The sequence below is a fragment of the Bradyrhizobium sp. USDA 3256 genome (genome assembly GCF_054058275.1).
Map to the genome: position 1 here is coordinate 5,213,488 of NZ_JBSSAE010000002.1, position 17,348 is coordinate 5,230,835.

General features: G+C 65.6%; 15 protein-coding genes and 1 riboswitch. Of the genes, 10 read left to right on the plus strand and 5 right to left on the minus strand.

What is annotated here, in order from left to right; translation table 11 throughout:
- Positions 1-85: 85 nt before the first annotated feature.
- Both ACVWY5_RS26615 and ACVWY5_RS26620 read left to right on the plus strand, forming a co-directional pair.
- Positions 86-1,468, plus strand: a complete 1,383-nt coding sequence (locus ACVWY5_RS26615; protein WP_028332590.1) for a TAXI family TRAP transporter solute-binding subunit — start codon at positions 86-88, stop codon at positions 1,466-1,468.
- A 115-nt stretch (positions 1,469-1,583) separates the two neighbouring features.
- Positions 1,584-2,366, plus strand: a complete 783-nt coding sequence (locus ACVWY5_RS26620; RefSeq protein ID WP_028332591.1) for a sulfite exporter TauE/SafE family protein — start codon at positions 1,584-1,586, stop codon at positions 2,364-2,366.
- Positions 2,367-2,389: 23 nt separating this feature from the next.
- On the opposite strand, the gene ACVWY5_RS26625 is transcribed toward ACVWY5_RS26620, so the two are convergent.
- Positions 2,390-3,613: an acyltransferase family protein gene (locus ACVWY5_RS26625; protein WP_028332592.1), complete on the minus strand. Its 1,224-nt coding sequence runs from the start codon at positions 3,611-3,613 to the stop codon at positions 2,390-2,392.
- A 250-nt stretch (positions 3,614-3,863) separates the two neighbouring features.
- On the opposite strand from ACVWY5_RS26625, the gene ACVWY5_RS26630 reads away from it, so the two are divergent.
- The 3 genes from ACVWY5_RS26630 to ACVWY5_RS26640 all read left to right on the plus strand — a co-directional run bounded on the left by ACVWY5_RS26630 (position 3,864) and on the right by ACVWY5_RS26640 (position 7,735).
- Positions 3,864-4,553: a L,D-transpeptidase gene (locus tag ACVWY5_RS26630; protein WP_028332593.1), complete on the plus strand. Its 690-nt coding sequence runs from the start codon at positions 3,864-3,866 to the stop codon at positions 4,551-4,553.
- A 188-nt stretch (positions 4,554-4,741) separates the two neighbouring features.
- On the plus strand, positions 4,742-6,310 hold the full coding sequence (locus tag ACVWY5_RS26635) for a DUF4403 family protein (RefSeq protein WP_028332594.1): 1,569 nt from the start codon (positions 4,742-4,744) through the stop codon (positions 6,308-6,310).
- Positions 6,311-6,520: 210 nt separating this feature from the next.
- A complete protein-coding gene (locus ACVWY5_RS26640) occupies positions 6,521-7,735 on the plus strand; it encodes an ABC transporter substrate-binding protein (RefSeq protein ID WP_028332595.1) in 1,215 nt (404 codons plus the stop codon).
- Between the two features lie 130 nt (positions 7,736-7,865).
- Here ACVWY5_RS26640 and ACVWY5_RS26645 read toward each other — a convergent pair whose 3' ends face one another.
- The 3 genes from ACVWY5_RS26645 to ACVWY5_RS26655 all read right to left on the minus strand — a co-directional run bounded on the left by ACVWY5_RS26645 (position 7,866) and on the right by ACVWY5_RS26655 (position 12,355).
- A complete protein-coding gene (locus tag ACVWY5_RS26645) occupies positions 7,866-10,934 on the minus strand; it encodes a glycoside hydrolase family 38 N-terminal domain-containing protein (protein WP_028332596.1) in 3,069 nt (1,022 codons plus the stop codon).
- Positions 10,935-11,114: 180 nt separating this feature from the next.
- Positions 11,115-11,642: a PRC-barrel domain-containing protein gene (locus ACVWY5_RS26650; RefSeq protein ID WP_028332597.1), complete on the minus strand. Its 528-nt coding sequence runs from the start codon at positions 11,640-11,642 to the stop codon at positions 11,115-11,117.
- A gap of 335 nt (positions 11,643-11,977) precedes the next feature.
- Positions 11,978-12,355 carry a PRC-barrel domain-containing protein gene (locus tag ACVWY5_RS26655; RefSeq protein WP_028332598.1) on the minus strand — a complete coding sequence of 126 codons (378 nt, stop codon included), beginning with the start codon at positions 12,353-12,355 and terminating at the stop codon, positions 11,978-11,980.
- 288 nt (positions 12,356-12,643) lie between these two features.
- Between ACVWY5_RS26655 and ACVWY5_RS26660 the strand changes: the two genes are divergently transcribed.
- Together ACVWY5_RS26660 and ACVWY5_RS26665 are read left to right on the plus strand one after the other, a co-directional pair.
- Positions 12,644-13,381, plus strand: a complete 738-nt coding sequence (locus ACVWY5_RS26660) for a response regulator (protein WP_018273044.1) — start codon at positions 12,644-12,646, stop codon at positions 13,379-13,381.
- A 2-nt stretch (positions 13,382-13,383) separates the two neighbouring features.
- Positions 13,384-14,739 carry an ATP-binding protein gene (locus ACVWY5_RS26665; protein ID WP_028332599.1) on the plus strand — a complete coding sequence of 452 codons (1,356 nt, stop codon included), beginning with the start codon at positions 13,384-13,386 and terminating at the stop codon, positions 14,737-14,739.
- Positions 14,740-14,768: 29 nt separating this feature from the next.
- On the opposite strand, the gene ACVWY5_RS26670 is transcribed toward ACVWY5_RS26665, so the two are convergent.
- Positions 14,769-14,966, minus strand: coding sequence for a hypothetical protein (locus ACVWY5_RS26670; protein ID WP_028332600.1), 198 nt, complete (start codon positions 14,964-14,966; stop codon positions 14,769-14,771).
- Positions 14,967-15,343: 377 nt separating this feature from the next.
- Between ACVWY5_RS26670 and ACVWY5_RS26675 the strand changes: the two genes are divergently transcribed.
- The 3 genes from ACVWY5_RS26675 (at position 15,344) to thiS (ending at position 17,307) form a co-directional block, all read left to right on the plus strand.
- Complete coding sequence (locus tag ACVWY5_RS26675; protein ID WP_028332601.1) at positions 15,344-15,868, plus strand: lytic transglycosylase domain-containing protein; 525 nt, start codon at positions 15,344-15,346, stop codon at positions 15,866-15,868.
- Positions 15,869-15,976: 108 nt separating this feature from the next.
- A riboswitch (TPP riboswitch) is annotated at positions 15,977-16,118 on the plus strand.
- Positions 16,106-17,119 (plus strand): FAD-dependent oxidoreductase, encoded by a 1,014-nt coding sequence (locus ACVWY5_RS26680; RefSeq protein WP_028332602.1) that lies wholly within the window; start codon positions 16,106-16,108, stop codon positions 17,117-17,119. (Overlaps the previous riboswitch by 13 nt.)
- A complete protein-coding gene (gene thiS, locus ACVWY5_RS26685; protein ID WP_028332603.1) occupies positions 17,110-17,307 on the plus strand; it encodes a sulfur carrier protein ThiS in 198 nt (65 codons plus the stop codon). The genes ACVWY5_RS26680 and thiS overlap by 10 nt, the downstream gene beginning before the upstream one ends.
- Positions 17,308-17,348 lie beyond the last annotated feature (41 nt).

A 17,348-nucleotide genomic window follows, 5' to 3' on the forward strand; every position in this document is an offset into this window, starting at 1 on the left:
GGATGTTTCAAACGTATGACGTCATCGAAATGTTAGGTTGTTTTTCACGGCAAACAGCCGGTTTTTCGTGTAACGTGACAGCTAGATGTCAGAGCAGAGTGAAAATCCCGGCGCCAAGCGCCGCAGGCTCAGGAGACGAAACTCGTCGCTGCTGATCCTTGCGGCCGGCATGCTTGTGTTCGGCCTCGCCGCCGGCGCGCTGTATTACGCGCTGCGTCCGGTGACGCTCGCGATCGCGGTCGGCCCGACCGGCAGCGAGGACGTCAAGCTGATCCAGGGCTTCGCCCAGGTCTTTACGCACGACGGCAGCTCGGTGCGGCTGAAGCCGGTCACGACGCAGGGCTCCGCCGAGAGCATCGCACTGTTCACGGCGAACAAGGTCGACCTCGCGGTGGTGCGCGGCGACCTCGATCTGCCCGCGAGCGCCGAGTCGGTTGCGATCCTGCGCAAGAATGTCGTCGTGCTGTGGGCGCCCTCGGGCGCCAAGGGCAAGCGGCGGTCCGCGAAGATCAAGAGCATCGACGACCTCGCCGGCCACAAGGTCGGCGTGGTCGGCAGCACCCAGGCCAATGTCACGCTGCTGCGCGTGATCCTGACCGAGTCCGGCGTCAACCCCGACAAGGTCGCGGTCAGCCAGTTCGCCGTCAACAAGATCGCCGACCTCGCGCGCGATCCCTCGCTCGATGCCTACATGACCGTCGGCCCGCTCGACAGCAAGGTGACGGCGGAAGCGATTACGGCAACGGCGGCGGCGCGCGGCGAGCCGGTCTTCCTCCCGATCGATGTCTCGGAGGCAATCGCGCAAAAGCATCCGCGCTATGAGTCCGAGGAGATCGCCGGCAGCATCTTCTCGTCGTCGCCGGCGCGGCCCGAGGACAAGGTTGAGACCGTCAGCGTCAATCACCTCATCATCGCGCAACATGCGCTGAGCGAGGCGACCGTCGGCGCGCTCGACCGGCAGCTGTTCACGCTGCGCCTCCAGGTCGCGCGCGATCTGCCGGCGGCGGCAAAGATCGAGAAGCCCGACACCGACAAGGACGCCGCGCTGCCGGCGCATCAGGGCGCGGCCGCCTATATCGACGGCACCGAGCGCACCTTCCTCGAAAAATACTCCGACTACATCTGGGGCGGCATCCTGCTGCTCTCCGGCCTTGGCTCCGCGGGCGCCTGGCTGCGCCACTACGTGAAGCGCGACGAGCGCGAGCACTACATCACCCATCGCGACAATCTGCTGACGCTGATCTCGCAGGTGCGCGGCGCCGAGACGCCGGAACAGCTCGCGGCCATGCAGGGCGACGCGGATGCCCTGTTGCGCGAGGCGCTCGACTGCTACGACGACGGCGCGATCGAGGAAGGCGACCTCTCGGTGATCGGGCTGACGCTCGAGCAATTCCATCACGCCGTCTCCGACCGCCGCGCCGTGATCAACGGCGACAAGCCGGGCCTGCCGCGGATGCGCGCCGGCTAGGCCGCGTGCACGCCGAATTGCACCGAGAGCAATGTGCACCGAGAGCAATGTTTGGATTGCGCGTGCAGGCGCGCGTGGCCATGTTGAGTACGACCACAACGCTTCGCACGACACCATGATCACGTCCATCGTCGCTGACCTGCCCGGGCCTTTCGTGCTCGCGGTTGCCTTCGCCGGCGTCTTCCTGATCGCCTTCATGAAGGGCACGTTCGGCGGCGGATTTGCCATCGTCGGCATCCCGCTGCTGTCGCTGGCGATGGACCCGATCGCGGCGGGCGCGCTGCTGGCACCGTTGTTCGTCGTCATGGACGTCACCGCGCTGCGATTCTGGCGCCCGAGCACGTGGTCGCGCATCGATCTCGCGATGCTGTTGCCGGCGCTCGTCGTCGGCATCGGCCTCGGCTATTTCGTGCTGCGCGATCTCGACCGGCATGCCGTCGAGATCGTGATGGGCGTGGTGACGCTGGTGTTCGCCGCGCTGTGGTTTCTCGGCGGCGGCGAGATCAAGCCGCGTCCGCGCTCGACATTCAAGGCGACGTTCGCCGGCCTGTCCTCCGGCGTCACCACGATGGTGGCCCATTCGGGCGGGCCGCCGCTTGCGATCTATCTGCTGCCGCTCGGCATGTCGAAGACGCTCTACGCCGGCACCACCAGCCTGTTCTTCACGGTCGGCAACTTCTTGAAGGCCGGCCCGTGGCTCGTGCTCGCCACGCCGTCGCGCAGCCTGTGGATGCTGATGGCGCTTTGCGTGCCGGCGGTACCGGTCGGCGTCTGGGCCGGATGGCGGCTGCACGAACGTCTCGACCAGCGCGCGCTGTACCGTGCCTGCTACGCCATTCTGGTCATCACCGCCGCCAAGCTGCTGTGGGACGGATCGGCCGGATATCTCGGCTCCTGAACAGCGAAAGTGCTGGCTCCTCGTCAGGAGGATTGCCTGCTGCGGACAGCGCTGGCGGCAACGGCAAGAGACGCAATGTCCTGGCGCGGCGCGGCCGCATCGTCGGGCGCAAGGCGCTCGCGCGCCACGAAGGAGAAGCGGCTGCGCAGTTTCAGGATCGGCTTCTCGATCCAGTGCCAGGAGAACGCGGCGAACAGCGTGATCAGCAGCAGCGCGATCGCGAACTGAACGATCACGGGCGCGTGCGGCAGCCATACCCGCACCACCTGCTGCACCGGAAAGCCGTAGAGATAGATGCCGTAGGAATAGTCGCCGCGCGAGATCAGCGGCAGCCGCGGCAGCTTCGAGACGCCGAGATAGGCGGTGGTATAGACCAGCGCCGGGGCGATCAGCAGATTGAGCACCGGCTGGCTCATCCAGTCCGCCGGACCAAGCAGCGCGGCGCTCGCGCAGAGCGCGCAGCACGCGGCGAGAAGCCATCCGTGGTAGGGAATGCGGTCACGATAGAGATAGATCGCGATGCCGAGCATGAGCGCGACCGGCAGCTTCGCGCCGCGTCCGAGGAACGGCGCCGTGCTGAAGATCCTGTCATGCAGCGTGCCGGCGACCCCGGCGGGCAGTTGCGACGATGGCGCGCTATGCCCGGTGAGTGCGAGCGCAAGGCCGATGCCGACCAGCACGAGCGCACCGAGCACGATGAGCGGCGGCCTGCGCAACAGGCCGAACAGGATGAATACCGTCATCAGCGCGTAGCAGCCATATTCGAACGGCACCGTCCACAGCGAGCTGTTGACCTCCGGCGCGGGATTGCCGCTGAACACGCCGGGCAGGACGTAGTTCACGAGGCCGATGATGTTGGTGAAGTATTTGTAGGTGCCGAAGTTGGTGAAATAGTCCGACAGCGGCAGCGCGGTGAAGATCGGCCCGAGGATCAGTGCCGACAGCACGATCTCGACCGCAAGCGCCGGAATGATCCGCATGCCGCGATTGGTGAGAAATTCCTTCAGGGAGAGCCGCAGCCCGCTCGCCGCGATCAGAAAGCCGCTCAGCGCGAAAAACATCACGAGAATGGCGTAATGCGGAAACCAGGAGATCCACGCCTGCTCGCCGTCGCCACTGCCGCTCGCGACATAGGGCGCGTGGGCGGCGACGACCGAAATCGCCAGTGCAATGCGGAGAAAATCGAACCCGGGGCCGAAGCCCTTCTGCCGATCCAGCATGCTGCCGATCGTGTGCCCCAGCATCATTTCCACTCCATTCCGAAACAATGCGCTGGGACAGCAAGCACCGTGCCAGGAAGACTGTCTTGCGGCGGGACACCCCCTTCCCGGCAACCCGGCTTTAACCGTGCGACGAAACACGCACGAAACAATTCCCTAACGGCACGAAACCATTTTGGCGATTTCGTGCAAACGTCCTGAAACGCCTCGCCTGTACTGCTTTGACCCAACGACGCGCCGGAACTGGCGCGCAGGGCGCAAACAACAGGGGTCGACAATGTTCAATTCCATCAAGCTGAACTCGCGTCTCGCTGCCGCCGCCTTCGGCGCGCTGGCGATTGGCACCGTCGCTTTCGCGGATTCCGCCGCGGCCGCACCGCTGCCGATGTTCCCCTTCATCCTGACGCCGCCGACCCAGACGGTGCAGCCGCCGGTGCAGTCGATGCCGCAGGTGCAGGAGGAAGACCGCTCGGTCGAGTTGCCCGCCCGCCTGCGCCGCCAGGTCGTCGCCTATCCGACGCGCGAGGCGCCCGGCACCATCATCATCGACACCCCGCACACCTATCTCTATCTCGTGCTCGGCAACGGCCAGGCCATGCGCTACGGCATCGGCATCGGCCGCGACGGCTTCACCTGGTCGGGCACCCAGACCATCACCAAGAAGGCGGAATGGCCGGATTGGACGCCGCCGCCGGAAATGATCGCCCGCCAGCCCTATCTGCCGCGCCATATGGCCGGCGGCCCCGGCAATCCGCTCGGCGCCCGCGCCATGTATCTCGGCGGCACCATCTACCGCATCCACGGCACCAACGCGCCGGAGACGATCGGCACCCGCGTGTCCTCCGGTTGTCTGCGCCTGACCAATGAAGATGTCTCCGACCTCTATTCGCGGGTCAGCGTCGGCACCAAGGTGATCGTGCTGCCGATGACCGACCGCCGCGCCGATCTCGGCTCGGCCGTCCGCTAACTCCCGCCCTTCCAAGGCATCCTTAACAAAGGCGTCCGCGGCAACGGCTCCGGCACTTCGTGCCGGAGCCGTTGCCGCGTTCATAAACCTTAACGCCATCGCCCCTGAAGCAGCTTGATCCCGCCACACTGGCGCCCTCGTCGGGGGGCCTGTACAACCCGTCAAGTTGTTTTTCATCCGGGGGAATGATGCGTCTACCGATGCATCCAAGGACGATAGCGCTCGGGATCGCGATGGTGCTGGTCTCGTTCGTGATCAGCCTCAAGGCAATGGACTGGCTCGCGCCGAGCGTCACCGTGCAGAAGCCGAAGCTCGCAGAGCTGCCGCCGCTGCCGCAGGCGCCGCGTTCCTCGACGATCGTGGCGCAGGTCTCGGTCGCGCTGTCGGCGATCCGCGACGCCGCCGAACGCGGCGCGCCGAAGACCTTCGGCGGCAAGGCCGACAACCCGGTCCAGCAAATCCTGCAAAATGCCGACATCGGCTGGACCGCATCGCGCGGGCCGATCGCGGCCACCGGCGCGCAGGACGTGCTGACGCTGACCACCCCGATCAACGGCACGCTCAAGGTCACCGGCGCGTTGTCCGCCAAGGCAACCGGCGCGGTCAACGACGCGCTCGGCAGCCTGCTCGGCGGCAACGTCGCCAAGCAGATCGGCGCCGTGAACATCAAGAACATCAACGCCAACGCCGAGATCAAGGGCAACGTCACCCTCACCGCGCGCCCGAAGCTCGGCGCATCCTGGCGGATCGAGCCGAACCTGCAGGCACAGGTCAATCTCGGCGACACCAGCCTGTCGACGGCCGGCGTCCGCATCAGCGTGCCGGCCCAGGTCAAGCCTGTCATCGACAAGGCGGTCGCCGACCAGATTGCCGTGGTCGAGGCCCGATTGCACAACGACCCGGTGTTCCAGAACAATGCTCGCGCGCAATGGGCCAAGGCCTGCCGCTCGATCCCGCTGCAAGGCACCGGCGGCACCACCTCGATGCCGCCGATGTGGCTCGAGCTGCGACCGACCCGCGCGATCGCCGCGCAGCCGAAGGTCGATGCGTCCTCGCTGATCCTGACGATGGGGATCGAGGCCGAAACGCGGATCACGGAGGCACAGACCACCCCGAACTGCCCGTTCCCCGAAAAACTCTCGATCGTGCCGCCGATGGCGAGCCAGGTCGCGATCGGCCTGCCGGTCGACCTGTCCTTCACCACGCTGAGCCAGCTGGTCGAGGCGCAGCTCAAGGGCAAGACCTTCCCCGAGGACGGCTCCGGTCCGGTCGACGTGACCGTCAAGAGCGCGAGCATCGCCGCCTCCGGCGACCGGCTTCTGATCTCACTCCTGGTGCACGCCAAGGAAAAGGCCAGCTGGTTCGGGCTGGGCGCCGAGGCGACCGTGCACATCTGGGGCCGGCCGCGGCTCGACCAGCCGTCGCAGACGCTGCGGCTGACCGACGTCGAGCTGGCGGTGGAATCCGAGGCCGCGTTCGGCCTGCTCGGCGCCGCCGCGCGCGCGGCGATCCCGCACATGCAGCAGACCCTCAACGACCGGCTGGTGGTCGACCTGAAGCCATTCGCGACCAACGCGCAGCGCAAGGTCGCCGCCGCCATCGCCGACCTGCAGAAGAACGAGGAAGGCATCCGCGTCGACGCCGAGGTCAACAGCATCCGGCTGGCCGGGATCGACTTCGATTCCAAGACGTTGCGGGTGATCGTGGAAACCGACGGCACCATCAAGGCCGCCGTCACCGCGTTACCGGCGCTCTGACCGGCGCAGCGAGACCTGTGCCTCCTCACCCGGATTGCCGCGCAATCCGACCTCTCCCCGCAAGCGGGGCGAGGTAACAAGGCCCTCCGCTCGCGCGTTCCATCCGCCCCTGCCCATGCTCAAAAAGTCGTCTTTGCGACAGCTTGCCGCAGCGGCTAGAACGCCCCGGTGGAAGCAACCCTCAACGAAAAAGTCAGGGAGAAAAACACGATGAAAACACTCTTGGCCGCAGCGGCGGCCGGCCTCGCGCTCGCGGTCTCAGCGACCGCGGCGAACGCCCAGATCTCCGACGATGTCGTCAAGATCGGCGTGCTCACCGACATGTCGAGCCTCTATGCGGACGCCACCGGCAAGGGCTCGGTCGCCGCCGTCGAGATGGCGGTCGCCGATTACGGCGGCAAGGTAAAAGGCAAGCCGGTGCAGGTGATCGCAGCCGATCACCAGAACAAGCCCGACGTCGGCGTCAACATCGCGCGCAACTGGTACGACAACGACAAGGTCGACGCGATCCTGGACGTGCCGACCTCGTCGGTCGCATTGCCGATCTCGGCGCTGACGCGCGAGAAGAACAGGATCAACATCAATTCCGGCGGCGGCTCCTCCGATATCACCGGCACCGCCTGCTCGCCCAACACGGTGCACTGGACCTATGACACCTACGCGCTGTCGAACGTCGCCGGCAAGGCGATGGTCAAGCGCGGCGAGGACACCTGGTTCTTCGTCACCGCCGACTACGCCTTCGGCATGGCGCTGGAGCGCGATGCCGCCAATGTCGTCAAGGAGAGCGGCGGCAAGGTGCTGGGCGACGTGCGTCATCCGCTCAACTCGTCGGACTTCTCGTCCTTCCTGCTGCAGGCGCAGGCCTCCAAGGCCAAGGTCGTTGCGCTAGCGAATGCCGGCGGCGACACCACCAACGCGCTGAAGCAGGCTTCCGAGTTCGGCCTGACCCAAGGCGGCCAGAAGATGATCGCGCTGCTGCAGGAGATCACGGACACGCATTCGCTCGGCATCAAGGCCACCCAGGGCCTGATCGTCACCGACGCCTTCTACTGGGACATGAACGACGAGACCCGCGCCTTCTCGAAGCGCTTCAACGAGAAGGTCGGCCATATGCCGACCATGATCCAGGCCGGCCTCTATTCGGCGACCATGCATTACCTGAAGGCGATCGAGGCCATCGGCACCGACGAGGCGCCGAAGGTGATGGCCCAGATGCGCGCCACGCCGGTCAACGACTTCTTCGCCAAGAACGGCCATATCCGGATTGACGGCCGCATGGTGCACGACATGTATCTGTTCGAGGTCAAGAAGCCCGAGGAATCCAAGGGCGAGTGGGACCTCTACAAGCTGATCGCCACCGTGCCCGGCGACGAGGCGTTCCGTCCGCTCGACAAGGGCGGCTGTCCGCTGGTGAAGTCGAACTGACGGCTACGCCAGACCGGATCGCATCTAGCGATGCGATCCGGTCTCTCCGCGCAAGCCGAGCTATAGCAGACGGAATCCCGCGGCTGCCAATGCCGTGCCCCGCAAGCCGGGGCGAACGTCGCTGCAAGCATTACGCCTGGAAGACCCGCAGCGTTGCGATCTGGAATGGACGCAGCGCCAGGCGGCATCCCCGATCCTCGGTCGGCAGGGCCTCGATGCGGTCTTCCAGGGTGTTGCTCATCCAAACTGACGCAATGTCGACGCCGAATTCGAGCGCCGCGGGGGTGCGAATGCCTGCGCTCTCGTAGAGCCGCACCACCCAGCCGTCTCCATCCTCAGCGGGCTTGATCGTATCGACGATCACGTTGGCCGGGGACGCGGTCAGGAGCGATCGTCGCAAGGGCGCGCGTGGTTTTCCCTTCGTCCACAGCACCGGACGCTCGAACCGCAAGGCGCGCCCGACCGTGTCCGCGCTGCGCCAGTCGCCGTGGTGGGGATAGATCGCATAGCGCATCCGGTGCCGCCCGATATCGGCCTGGGGATCAGGCAATTCGGAGCCGCGCAACAGCGTCAGCGCGAGCTGGTTGCCGAACGCCGAATAGCCGTGACGGCAGTCGCTGAACAGCGACACGCCGAAATCCGGCTCGGCGAGATCGGCCCAGCGATGCCCGGGCACCTCGTACTTGGCCGCATCGGCATCCGTGTTGGCATGGGTCGGACGCTCGGTTGCGCCGAACATGGTTTCATAGGTTGCGTTCGATGCACGGCAGGCGATGGGGAACATGACCTTCAGCGCCGTCTTGCGCTCCTGCCAATCGACCGTGGTTTCGAATTCGAGATGATCTGCGCCGGCATCGAGGCGGATCACCTGCGCGAGCCGGCTCGTGCGTCCGAGCCCGCGCTCGAAACGGACTTCGCCGCGCAGTCCGCCATCCGACAACACGGCGCAGCTCACCTCCCCTGTCACCTCGCGCGCGGTCTCGAGCGCGAACGGATCGATATCCCATGCCTCGAAATCGAGCGGCCGGTCATCGAGCAGCAGCAGCCGGGCGGCCGGTGATGCGAAGGTCTCGCGGCCGGTCGCAACATGCAGCAGCGACCGAACGAGCCCGCTGCGATCAATGCGCGCTTCGAGCCGCGCGTTCGACAGCACGAAGCCGTCCGGATCGGCGGCGACCACCACACGATCGCCGGTCGTCGTCGTTTCGCCCGCCGCAAACGGCGCGGCGACGATGTGACGAAGCTCGCCGTCGGGGTCGGACGCGAACTCGGCGCGCGCGCAGCCCAGCGTGTTGACGGGTGTCCAATTGCCGTCTTCGGGATCGCACAGTGTCGCCAGCACGGCTTGCGTGCGACGCCCGGCCTCCTCCGCCACGCCGGCGAGTTCGACCTCCGCACGTTCATAGACCTCGCGGATGCTGCTGCCGGGAATGATGTCGTGGAACTGGTTGACCAGCAGCGTGCGCCACAGCACTTCGATCTCCTGTGCGGATGGTGCCGGTTGCCGGCAGACAGCCGCGACAGTGGTCACGAATTCGAGTGCCTGGAGGCCGGCCTCGCAAGCGCGGTTGAGACGCTTGGTCTCGGCCTGCGTGGTGTAGGTGCCGCGATGATATTCGAGATAGAGCTCGCCTTCGATCGTTGCCAGATCCGGCGCTGATATCGCCAGGCGGTCGAAGAACTCGTCGACGGAGCGAATCTGGATTTGCGGCAGCCCCTGCAAGTCCCTTGCGCGCTGCAACGTCTCAAGCATCGTCTCGTCGGCACCGCCGCCCCCGTCGCCATAGCCGAACAGATAGAGTGCGTCGGACGAACGGTCGGCGTCCTTGTAATTGGCGGCGTGATAGCGGAGCTCCGCGACCTGCGCCGATCCGTTGTAGGTGTCCGCCGGGGGGAAATGCGCGAGCACCGTGCTGCCGTCCAGTCCGCGCCAATGGAAGCTGTGATGCGGCGGTGAGGTGAACTTGTTCCACGACAGCTTCTGGGTCAGGAAGCGCGACATCCCCGCCGACTGCATCAGCTGCGGCAGCTGGGCGTCGTAGCCGAACACGTCGGGATTCCAGAACACGCTGGAGCGCGCCCCGAACGTTTGCTCGAAATAGCGCTGACCATAGAGGAACTGCCGGCAGATCGACTCGCCCCACGGCAGATTGCAGTCCGGCTCGATCCAGCTGCCGCCGACCGGAATCCATTGGCCGGCGGCGGCCTTGGCGCGAATTCGGGCGAACAGGTCAGGGTCATTCTGCTCGATGACGGCATACTGATAGGCCTGCGAGCAGGCGAACTTGAAATCGGGATAGCGCTCCATCAGCGCCACCGCCGTGGAGAAGCTGCGTTGCGCCTTGCGCCGGGTTTCCGCCAGCGGCCACAGCCATGCCGTGTCGAGATGGGCGTGGCCGATCGCCGACATCTCGTGGGTGATGCTGCCATTTCGTGCCGCGAGCAGGCCATCGAGGATCGCCCGCGCCGCCGGCCATGTCGCGCGATCGTCAGGATCGGTGATGTTGCAGATGCGGTTGAGATCGTGCAGCAGGCGCCCCGCCCAGGTCCGATCCAGCGCCGGCTGCGCCGTCTCTCCGACAGCTCCGTATGACCTCGACTTTGTCGTGGGATCGCGGTCAGCCTCGAGCTGGCGCAGCACCTCGTAGTCGAAATAGAATGCCGTGGCCTCGGGATCGAAGCAGCGCAGCTCGCAGGCGACCAGCGCGTAGGCCTGCGGATCGCTCCAGAACGCACCGAACAGGCCGTTGCAGGCCACCTCCACATGGAAGCTGATCGTCTCCCCTCCGCTCGCCGACTGAACGAGCGGCGCGATGTGGCGGCCGGGATTGAGACCCTGCGAGGAACGTCCGTTGAGCCAAAGCAGCGCTTCCGAGCGGCTGTCCCAATAGAGATCCACGCGCGAGCCGGCCCAGTCCTGCGGCACCTCGGCCACGACCCGCACCCAATAAGTCGCCCAAAGCGGTCCCAGCGTCTCGCCCAATGGGACCGGCCGATAATCGAGCTTGAGCGCGTCCTCGAGGCTGATCCGCTCGGTGGGACCGGCAAGCGCGAGCGAGGTGACCGGCACTCGGCCGGCATGAAGCTTCTGTTGCAGCCGCTCCGCAAAGCCTGCCAACCGGCGCCGCGTGTATTGCGGGTAGCGGCCGCGAATCCGGGCTATCGCGGGATCGCCGCCATCGCGGTCCCTGTCATGCATCGGATTCTTCAGCCATTTGACGAATGATCACGTAAGGGTTGATGATGATTGCGACGCGCTGTCCGAATTGGATCGCCTAACCTACTCCCTACACTCTTCCCAAATTTTATCCATCCGGCCAGCAAAAAGCGCGCCCGGCAGCAACCGGACGCGCTCTTCTCTTGCAGGGGACGCGACGCGTTAGTCGGTCGAATACTTGAATTCCGGCATCGCCTTCAGCTCATCCTTGCTCGCATTGAACACGGCGTGATCCGGATACCAGGGATTCGGCTTCGACGTCGCCGCCGCAGGCGCGGCGCCCGTGGTGGTCGTCTTGCTGGTGCTGCCAGCGCCGGTGTTCGAGGCGCCGGTATAGGCGATCGGCTCGCTCACGAACTTCACCTTGTCGATCGGTACCGCGACCAGGTGCTCGCCGACGCCAAGGAAGCCACCGACGCCGATCACGACCGCCTTGATTGTACCGCCCTTCTCCATCAGCAGATCATTGATCGAGCCGACGCTTTCATTGGCGTCGTTGTACACGCTAAGGCCGACGACCTTCGACGCGCGCCAGTTGCCCTTGAACGAATCCGGCGACGTGGCTGATGTGGCTGACGTCGACGCTGCAGGAGACATCTTGTCGCCCTTATCGGTTGGCGTCTGCGCAACGGCGACGGTTGCAAGCAGCGCGGTGCCGGCGAGGCCGGCGATGATGGATTTGACCAACATTGATGGCTCTCCTCTCGCAAAATCGATGCTGGGAAAACCCGTCATCTTCGCAACCGTTCCTAACGGGCCTGCGCTCAAAAGCCGCTTGGATGGCCGAGGAACAGGGTGAGGACCTTCAGCGCATGGAACGCTGCGCCGCTTGACGAGAGCGATCGTGATCTCACAAGTGAGCTTGCGGTTGAGCCTCACGACCGCGCCGGACGCGCAGTCCATGATGTGACGATGTTTGGCTCACTAAGTCGTCCCGGCGAACCGCGCTGCACAAGCCGCGCGCTCGCCCCGGCGACCGCATCATCGATCGACGAGCGTCGTCATGCGCGCATGTTGGCGCGCGCTCAGAAGCCGCCCCAATAGGGCGGCACGCCGTAGAAGCGATGCAGCTCGACTTCCTGCGAGCGATCGCCCCAATCGAAATCCTTGTCGGCACGGAACGACGGCGCGCGCTTCAGCTCCTCGTCCTCGATGTCGAGCTCATAGGCCTCGAACTTCGGGTTGTAGTGCAGCCGGCCCCAGGGCAGCGGGATCAAATTGGTTCCAATGCCCAGGAAGCCACCGAAGCTCAACACCGCGTACGATACCTTGCCCGAGATCTTGTCGATCATCAGCCGCTCGATATGGCCGATCATGTCACCATTGGCCCGGCGCACCGCCGTCCCCTCGACCCGGTCGCTTGCAATGAGCTGATGCGGCCTGGTCCCGACCTCGACAGCCATCTCACCCTCCTTGACCTGAAAGGGAAATAACGCGTCGCCGGGGTAACGGGTTCCGCCCCCGGATGCGACAGCCGCCCTGCCCTTTCTCCGGCTGCCATAGCGGCCAGGGGCCGATGCGCTGTCCCGGGAGGGTTCTGCCCGCATTCCGGGGCATCAGGATTGATGAAAGAACGATAACTTTTCTCCCTGCCGCCGACCTGTTAACCCGGATAGCCGGGCAAGATTTCAGACACACACTGAAACAAAATTCCTGAGCCGCTTTCCCCGAATCACGGACAAAAGATCGGTATGACCCAGGCTGCGCCCAATATCCTTGTCGTCGAGGACGACCGCGAGACGCGGTCCCTTATCGCAAAATATCTCCGTACCAATTCTTGTCATGTCACGACCGCCTCCGACGGCCGCGAGATGGCCAAGGCGATGACCGACCACCGCGTGGATCTGTTGGTGCTCGACGTCATGCTGCCCGGCGAGGACGGCCTCAGCCTGTGCCGCAAGGTGCGGGCGGAATCGCAGACGCCGATCATCATGCTGACCGCGCGCGGCGAGGACGTCGACCGCATCCTCGGCCTCGAGATGGGCGCCGACGATTACCTGGCAAAGCCGTTCAACCCGCGCGAGCTGCTGGCGCGGATCAACGCGGTGCTGCGCCGGCAGGCCGCCGCGCGCAACGCCAGCGCGATCGAGGGCGCGACCACGCTGACCTTCCTCGGCTGGCGTATCGACATCCGCCTGCGCGAGCTGCGCAACCCCGAAGGCGCACGCGTCGCCATGACCAGCGCCGAGTTCGACCTGCTGCGCACCTTCTGCGAGCGGCCCGGCCGCGTGCTGTCGCGCGACAGCCTGCTCGACCTGACCCAGGGCCGCAGCGCCGGCTCGTTCGAACGTTCGATCGACGTGCTGGTCAGCCGCATCCGCCGCAAGATCGAGCCCGATCCGCAGGAAGCCACCATGATCAAGACGGTGCGTTCCGGCGGCTATGTGTTCACGCCGAGGGTGGAGGCGGTTGCCGCCACGAACAACTGACCATGAAGCTGCTGCGCGTGCTGAGTCTGCGGGGGATCGGCGCCCAGATGGCGGCGCTGGTCGTCGTTTCGATCGTCGCGCTGCATTTGATCATCACCGCCACCTTCCTGATCCATCGCCCTGATCGGGTGGAGCCTTCGGACCGCTGGCACACCCAGCTCGCCGCCGCCGCGCAGCTGCTCGGGCATGCCCCGGCGTCGGAGCGGCCGCGGCTCGTGGCCGACGTCGCCCGTGCCTTCCCGCAACTTGCGATCAGCGACCTGCCGGCCGATGCCGGCGCGCTCACCGAAACCGACACGCCGAGCCTGCACGCGCTGCGCCGGCTCGGCGCCGGCTATCGCATCTTCCTGCTGCCGCGCGAGGCTGGCGGCACGCCGCATGACGGCGACATTCGCCGCGTCGCGATCCGCCTGCCCGACGGCGCCGTGTTCGCCGCCAACCTGACGCCGGATCAGCACATGCGGCCGTTCTGGGGTGGACCGTGGATGATGACGGTGCTGTTCGCCGTCATCAGCGTCACCCTGCTCGGCCTGTGGGCGGCATGGGCGCTGACCGCGCCGCTGTCGTCCTTCGTCAAGGCCGCCGAGACCTTCAGCCTGAACGGCGCCGCCGCGCCGCTGCCCGAGCGCGGTCCGGAGGAGATCCGTTCGCTGGCCCGGGCGCTGAACCGGATGCGCGAGCGCATCACCGCATTGATCGACGATCGCACCAAGATGCTGGCCGCGATCAGCCATGACCTGCGCACGCCGATCACGCGGATGCGGCTGCGTGCCGAATTCATCGAGGACGAGACCCATCGCCACCGCATGCTGCGCGACCTCGACCAGATGCGCTCGATGCTGGAATCGGTGCTGTCGTTCCTGCGCAACGACCGCAAGCTCGAGGAGATGACGCTGGTCGACATCGCGAGCACGCTGCACCTCGTCACCGATCAGTTCGCCGACATGGGACACAAGGTCAGCTACGCGGGCCCGCAGCACGCGATGGCGACCGCGCGACCGGCCGACCTGCATCGCTGCATCACCAATCTGGTGGAGAATGCGGTGCGGTTCGGCGGCGAAGTTGCCGTGCGCCTCGACGTCAGGCCCGACCGCCTCGTCGTCGACATCGAGGATGACGGGCCCGGCATTTCGGATGCGCACAAGGCGAGCGTGCTGGAGCCGTTCGTGCGCGGCGACCAGGCGCGCAACATGGATGAGGCCGAAGGCTTCGGCCTTGGTCTGTCGATCGCCAACGCCATCGTGCTCGCGCATGCCGGCACGCTGTCGCTGCACGATCGCAAGCCGCACGGACTCGTGGTCCGGATCGAATTGCCGGCGCGGCAACAGCAATTGCAGCGGCAGAAATCCGCGGCCTGATCGGCCGAATCTGATGCGATGAGGAGACGTCAGGCGGCAAGCGGCGTAATGAGCTCCGCTTCCTCGTAGATCGCGATGGCCTCGAAGCGGTAATTGCAGGCGCGGCAATTCCACAAGAACGAGGAGCGGCCTTCGCTGTGCTCCACCCAATCAGGGCGGGCGATCGGCTTGCCGCATTGCGCGCAGGGATTTTCGCGAGGCATATAGCCGGTGTCCTGACGGACCATGGCGCATCTCCCGAATGTTGTTTTTTTGCGTGCTTGCAATGGACAGAGCTACTGACTGAACGCTCGCACGCTCTGTCGTGGATGAAGTCTAGACCTTCATTGATTCGTTTGCACGACAAACTGCTGTGGATAGCGTGCGGCAAAATTAGTCAGAAAAATTAGAAGGAAATTGCAGGCCAAGACAATTTTTGGCTGAAACGGTTGAAGCAAACAATTTGAAGCATCCGTCTTGCAATCGCGTCGTCCTTTCACCCCATGACCGGAAAATCACGGATGCATAACGTTCGCTGATGCGAAGGTTTTGCCACATTCCTGCCCGCTCGCCGTACCAATGAGACCGCAGAACCGACGCGCATCTGTAAGCCCGAGCGATTGAGATGAAGACCGTACAAGCCCTTGGCTGCCTTGCCGCGATCGCGCTGCTGGCGTCCTGCGCGAGCGCGCAGGCGCAATCGCGCGCGCAATATGAGGCGATGGTGGCGGCCGAGGCCCAGGCCAACCTCGTGCCGGAAGAGCTGGTGCATCGCGTCATCGTGCGCGAGAGCAAGTACCATCCGCAGCTGATCGGACGCGGCGGCACCATCGGGCTGATGCAGATCAAGCTCGGCACTGCACGCGGCCTCGGCTACACCGGTACCGCCGAGGGTCTGCGCGATCCCCAGACCAACCTCAAATACGGCATCAAGTACCTCGCCGGCGCTTATCGCGCCGCCAATGGCAATCACGATCGAGCCGTGCGTTATTTCGCGGGCGGGTATTACTACGTCGCAAAGCGCCAGCGCGGGGATCACCTGAAGGAAGCGAAGCATGGCGGCGCGGGTGCACCGCCGAAGGAATTCGCCAAGTCGGAGCAAATGACGGCCGATACCGCCGAGCCGAAGCCGGAACAGGCCGAAAAATAGCGCCGATCGCGTCCGCGCAGCCCCACGGCGCGTGCCGGCCATCCTCGACGCCGCCTGTCAACGCGTCTGGCATACAAGTTGACACACGAGCCCATCCGCCTACATTAGGGGTGTTCCGAGGGGTGCTCCGAAGGAGGAGCTGAGATACCGCAAGCTTGGACTAGCCAGTAGGCGAATAGTCCGGGACCGCGGTGACCCTTTGAACCTGATCCGGGTCATGCCGGCGAAGGGACAGGGATGTATCAGACGTCAAGACCGCGGGGGGATTCCCCCGTCTCCATCATCGGCGCAGGCATAGCCGGCGCCTGGCATGCGCTCTTGCTCGCAGAGGCCGGACGTGCCGTCAGCCTGCATGAGCGCAGTGACGCCGCGATGACGCAATCCACAAGCCACTGGGCCGGCGGGATGCTGGCGCCGTGGTGCGAGGCAGAGGCGTCCGAGCCGGCAATCTCCCGGCTCGGCATCCGCTCGCTCGCGCTGTGGCGGCAGCATGTTCCGGAAACCCCGTTCAACGGCTCGCTGGTGGTGGCGCATCCGCGCGACCGCACCGATTTCGAGCGCTTTGCCCGCCTCACCACCGGCCATCGCCGGATCGACGCCGAGGGCGTTCGCGCGCTCGAGCCATCGCTCGAGGGCCGTTTCCGTGACGCCCTGTTCTATCCCGACGAGGGCCATGTCGAGCCGCGCCGCGTGCTGCCGCGGCTGCATGCCGCGATCGCCAAGGCCGGCGGCGCCATCAAGTTCGGCAGCGACGCCGAGGCAGCCGATCTCGACGGCGTCGTGATCGACTGCCGCGGCCTTGCCGCGCGCGACCGCGAGCCGAGCTTGCGCGGCGTCAAGGGCGAGATGATCATCATCGAGACCTCCGAGGTCGAGCTGGCGCGCCCGGTGCGGCTGATCCATCCGCGCTGGCCGCTTTACGTGATCCCGCGCGGCGACGGCCGCTTCATGCTGGGCGCGACCTCGATCGAGGCCGAGGACAACGGCGTCAGCGTGCGCTCGGCGCTGGAGCTGCTCGGCGCCGCCTATGTCGTGCATCCGGCATTCGCCGAGGCGCGCATCGTCGAATTCGGCGCCGGCCTGCGCCCTGCATTTCCCGACAATCTGCCGAAAATCAGGATCGAGCAGGAACGCATCACGGTGAACGGACTCTACCGTCATGGCTTCCTGCTGGCGCCGGCGCTGGCCGAGCTGACGCTCGCCTATCTTTCGCGCGGCGAAATCGACAATGAGGTGATGCAATGCGCGTGATCGTCAACGGCGAGCAGCGGGAGATCGCGGCCTCCAGTGTCGATGCGCTGCTGGCCGAGCTCGACTATGAGGGCACGCATTTCGCGATCGCGCTGAACTACGACGTGGTGCCGAAGAGCCGCTGGGCCGAGACCGCGCTGAAAGCCGGCGACGAGATCGAGATCATCACGCCGCGGCAGGGAGGGTGATGATGGCTAGCGCACACACTCTCCCCGCGTCGTCCCGGCGA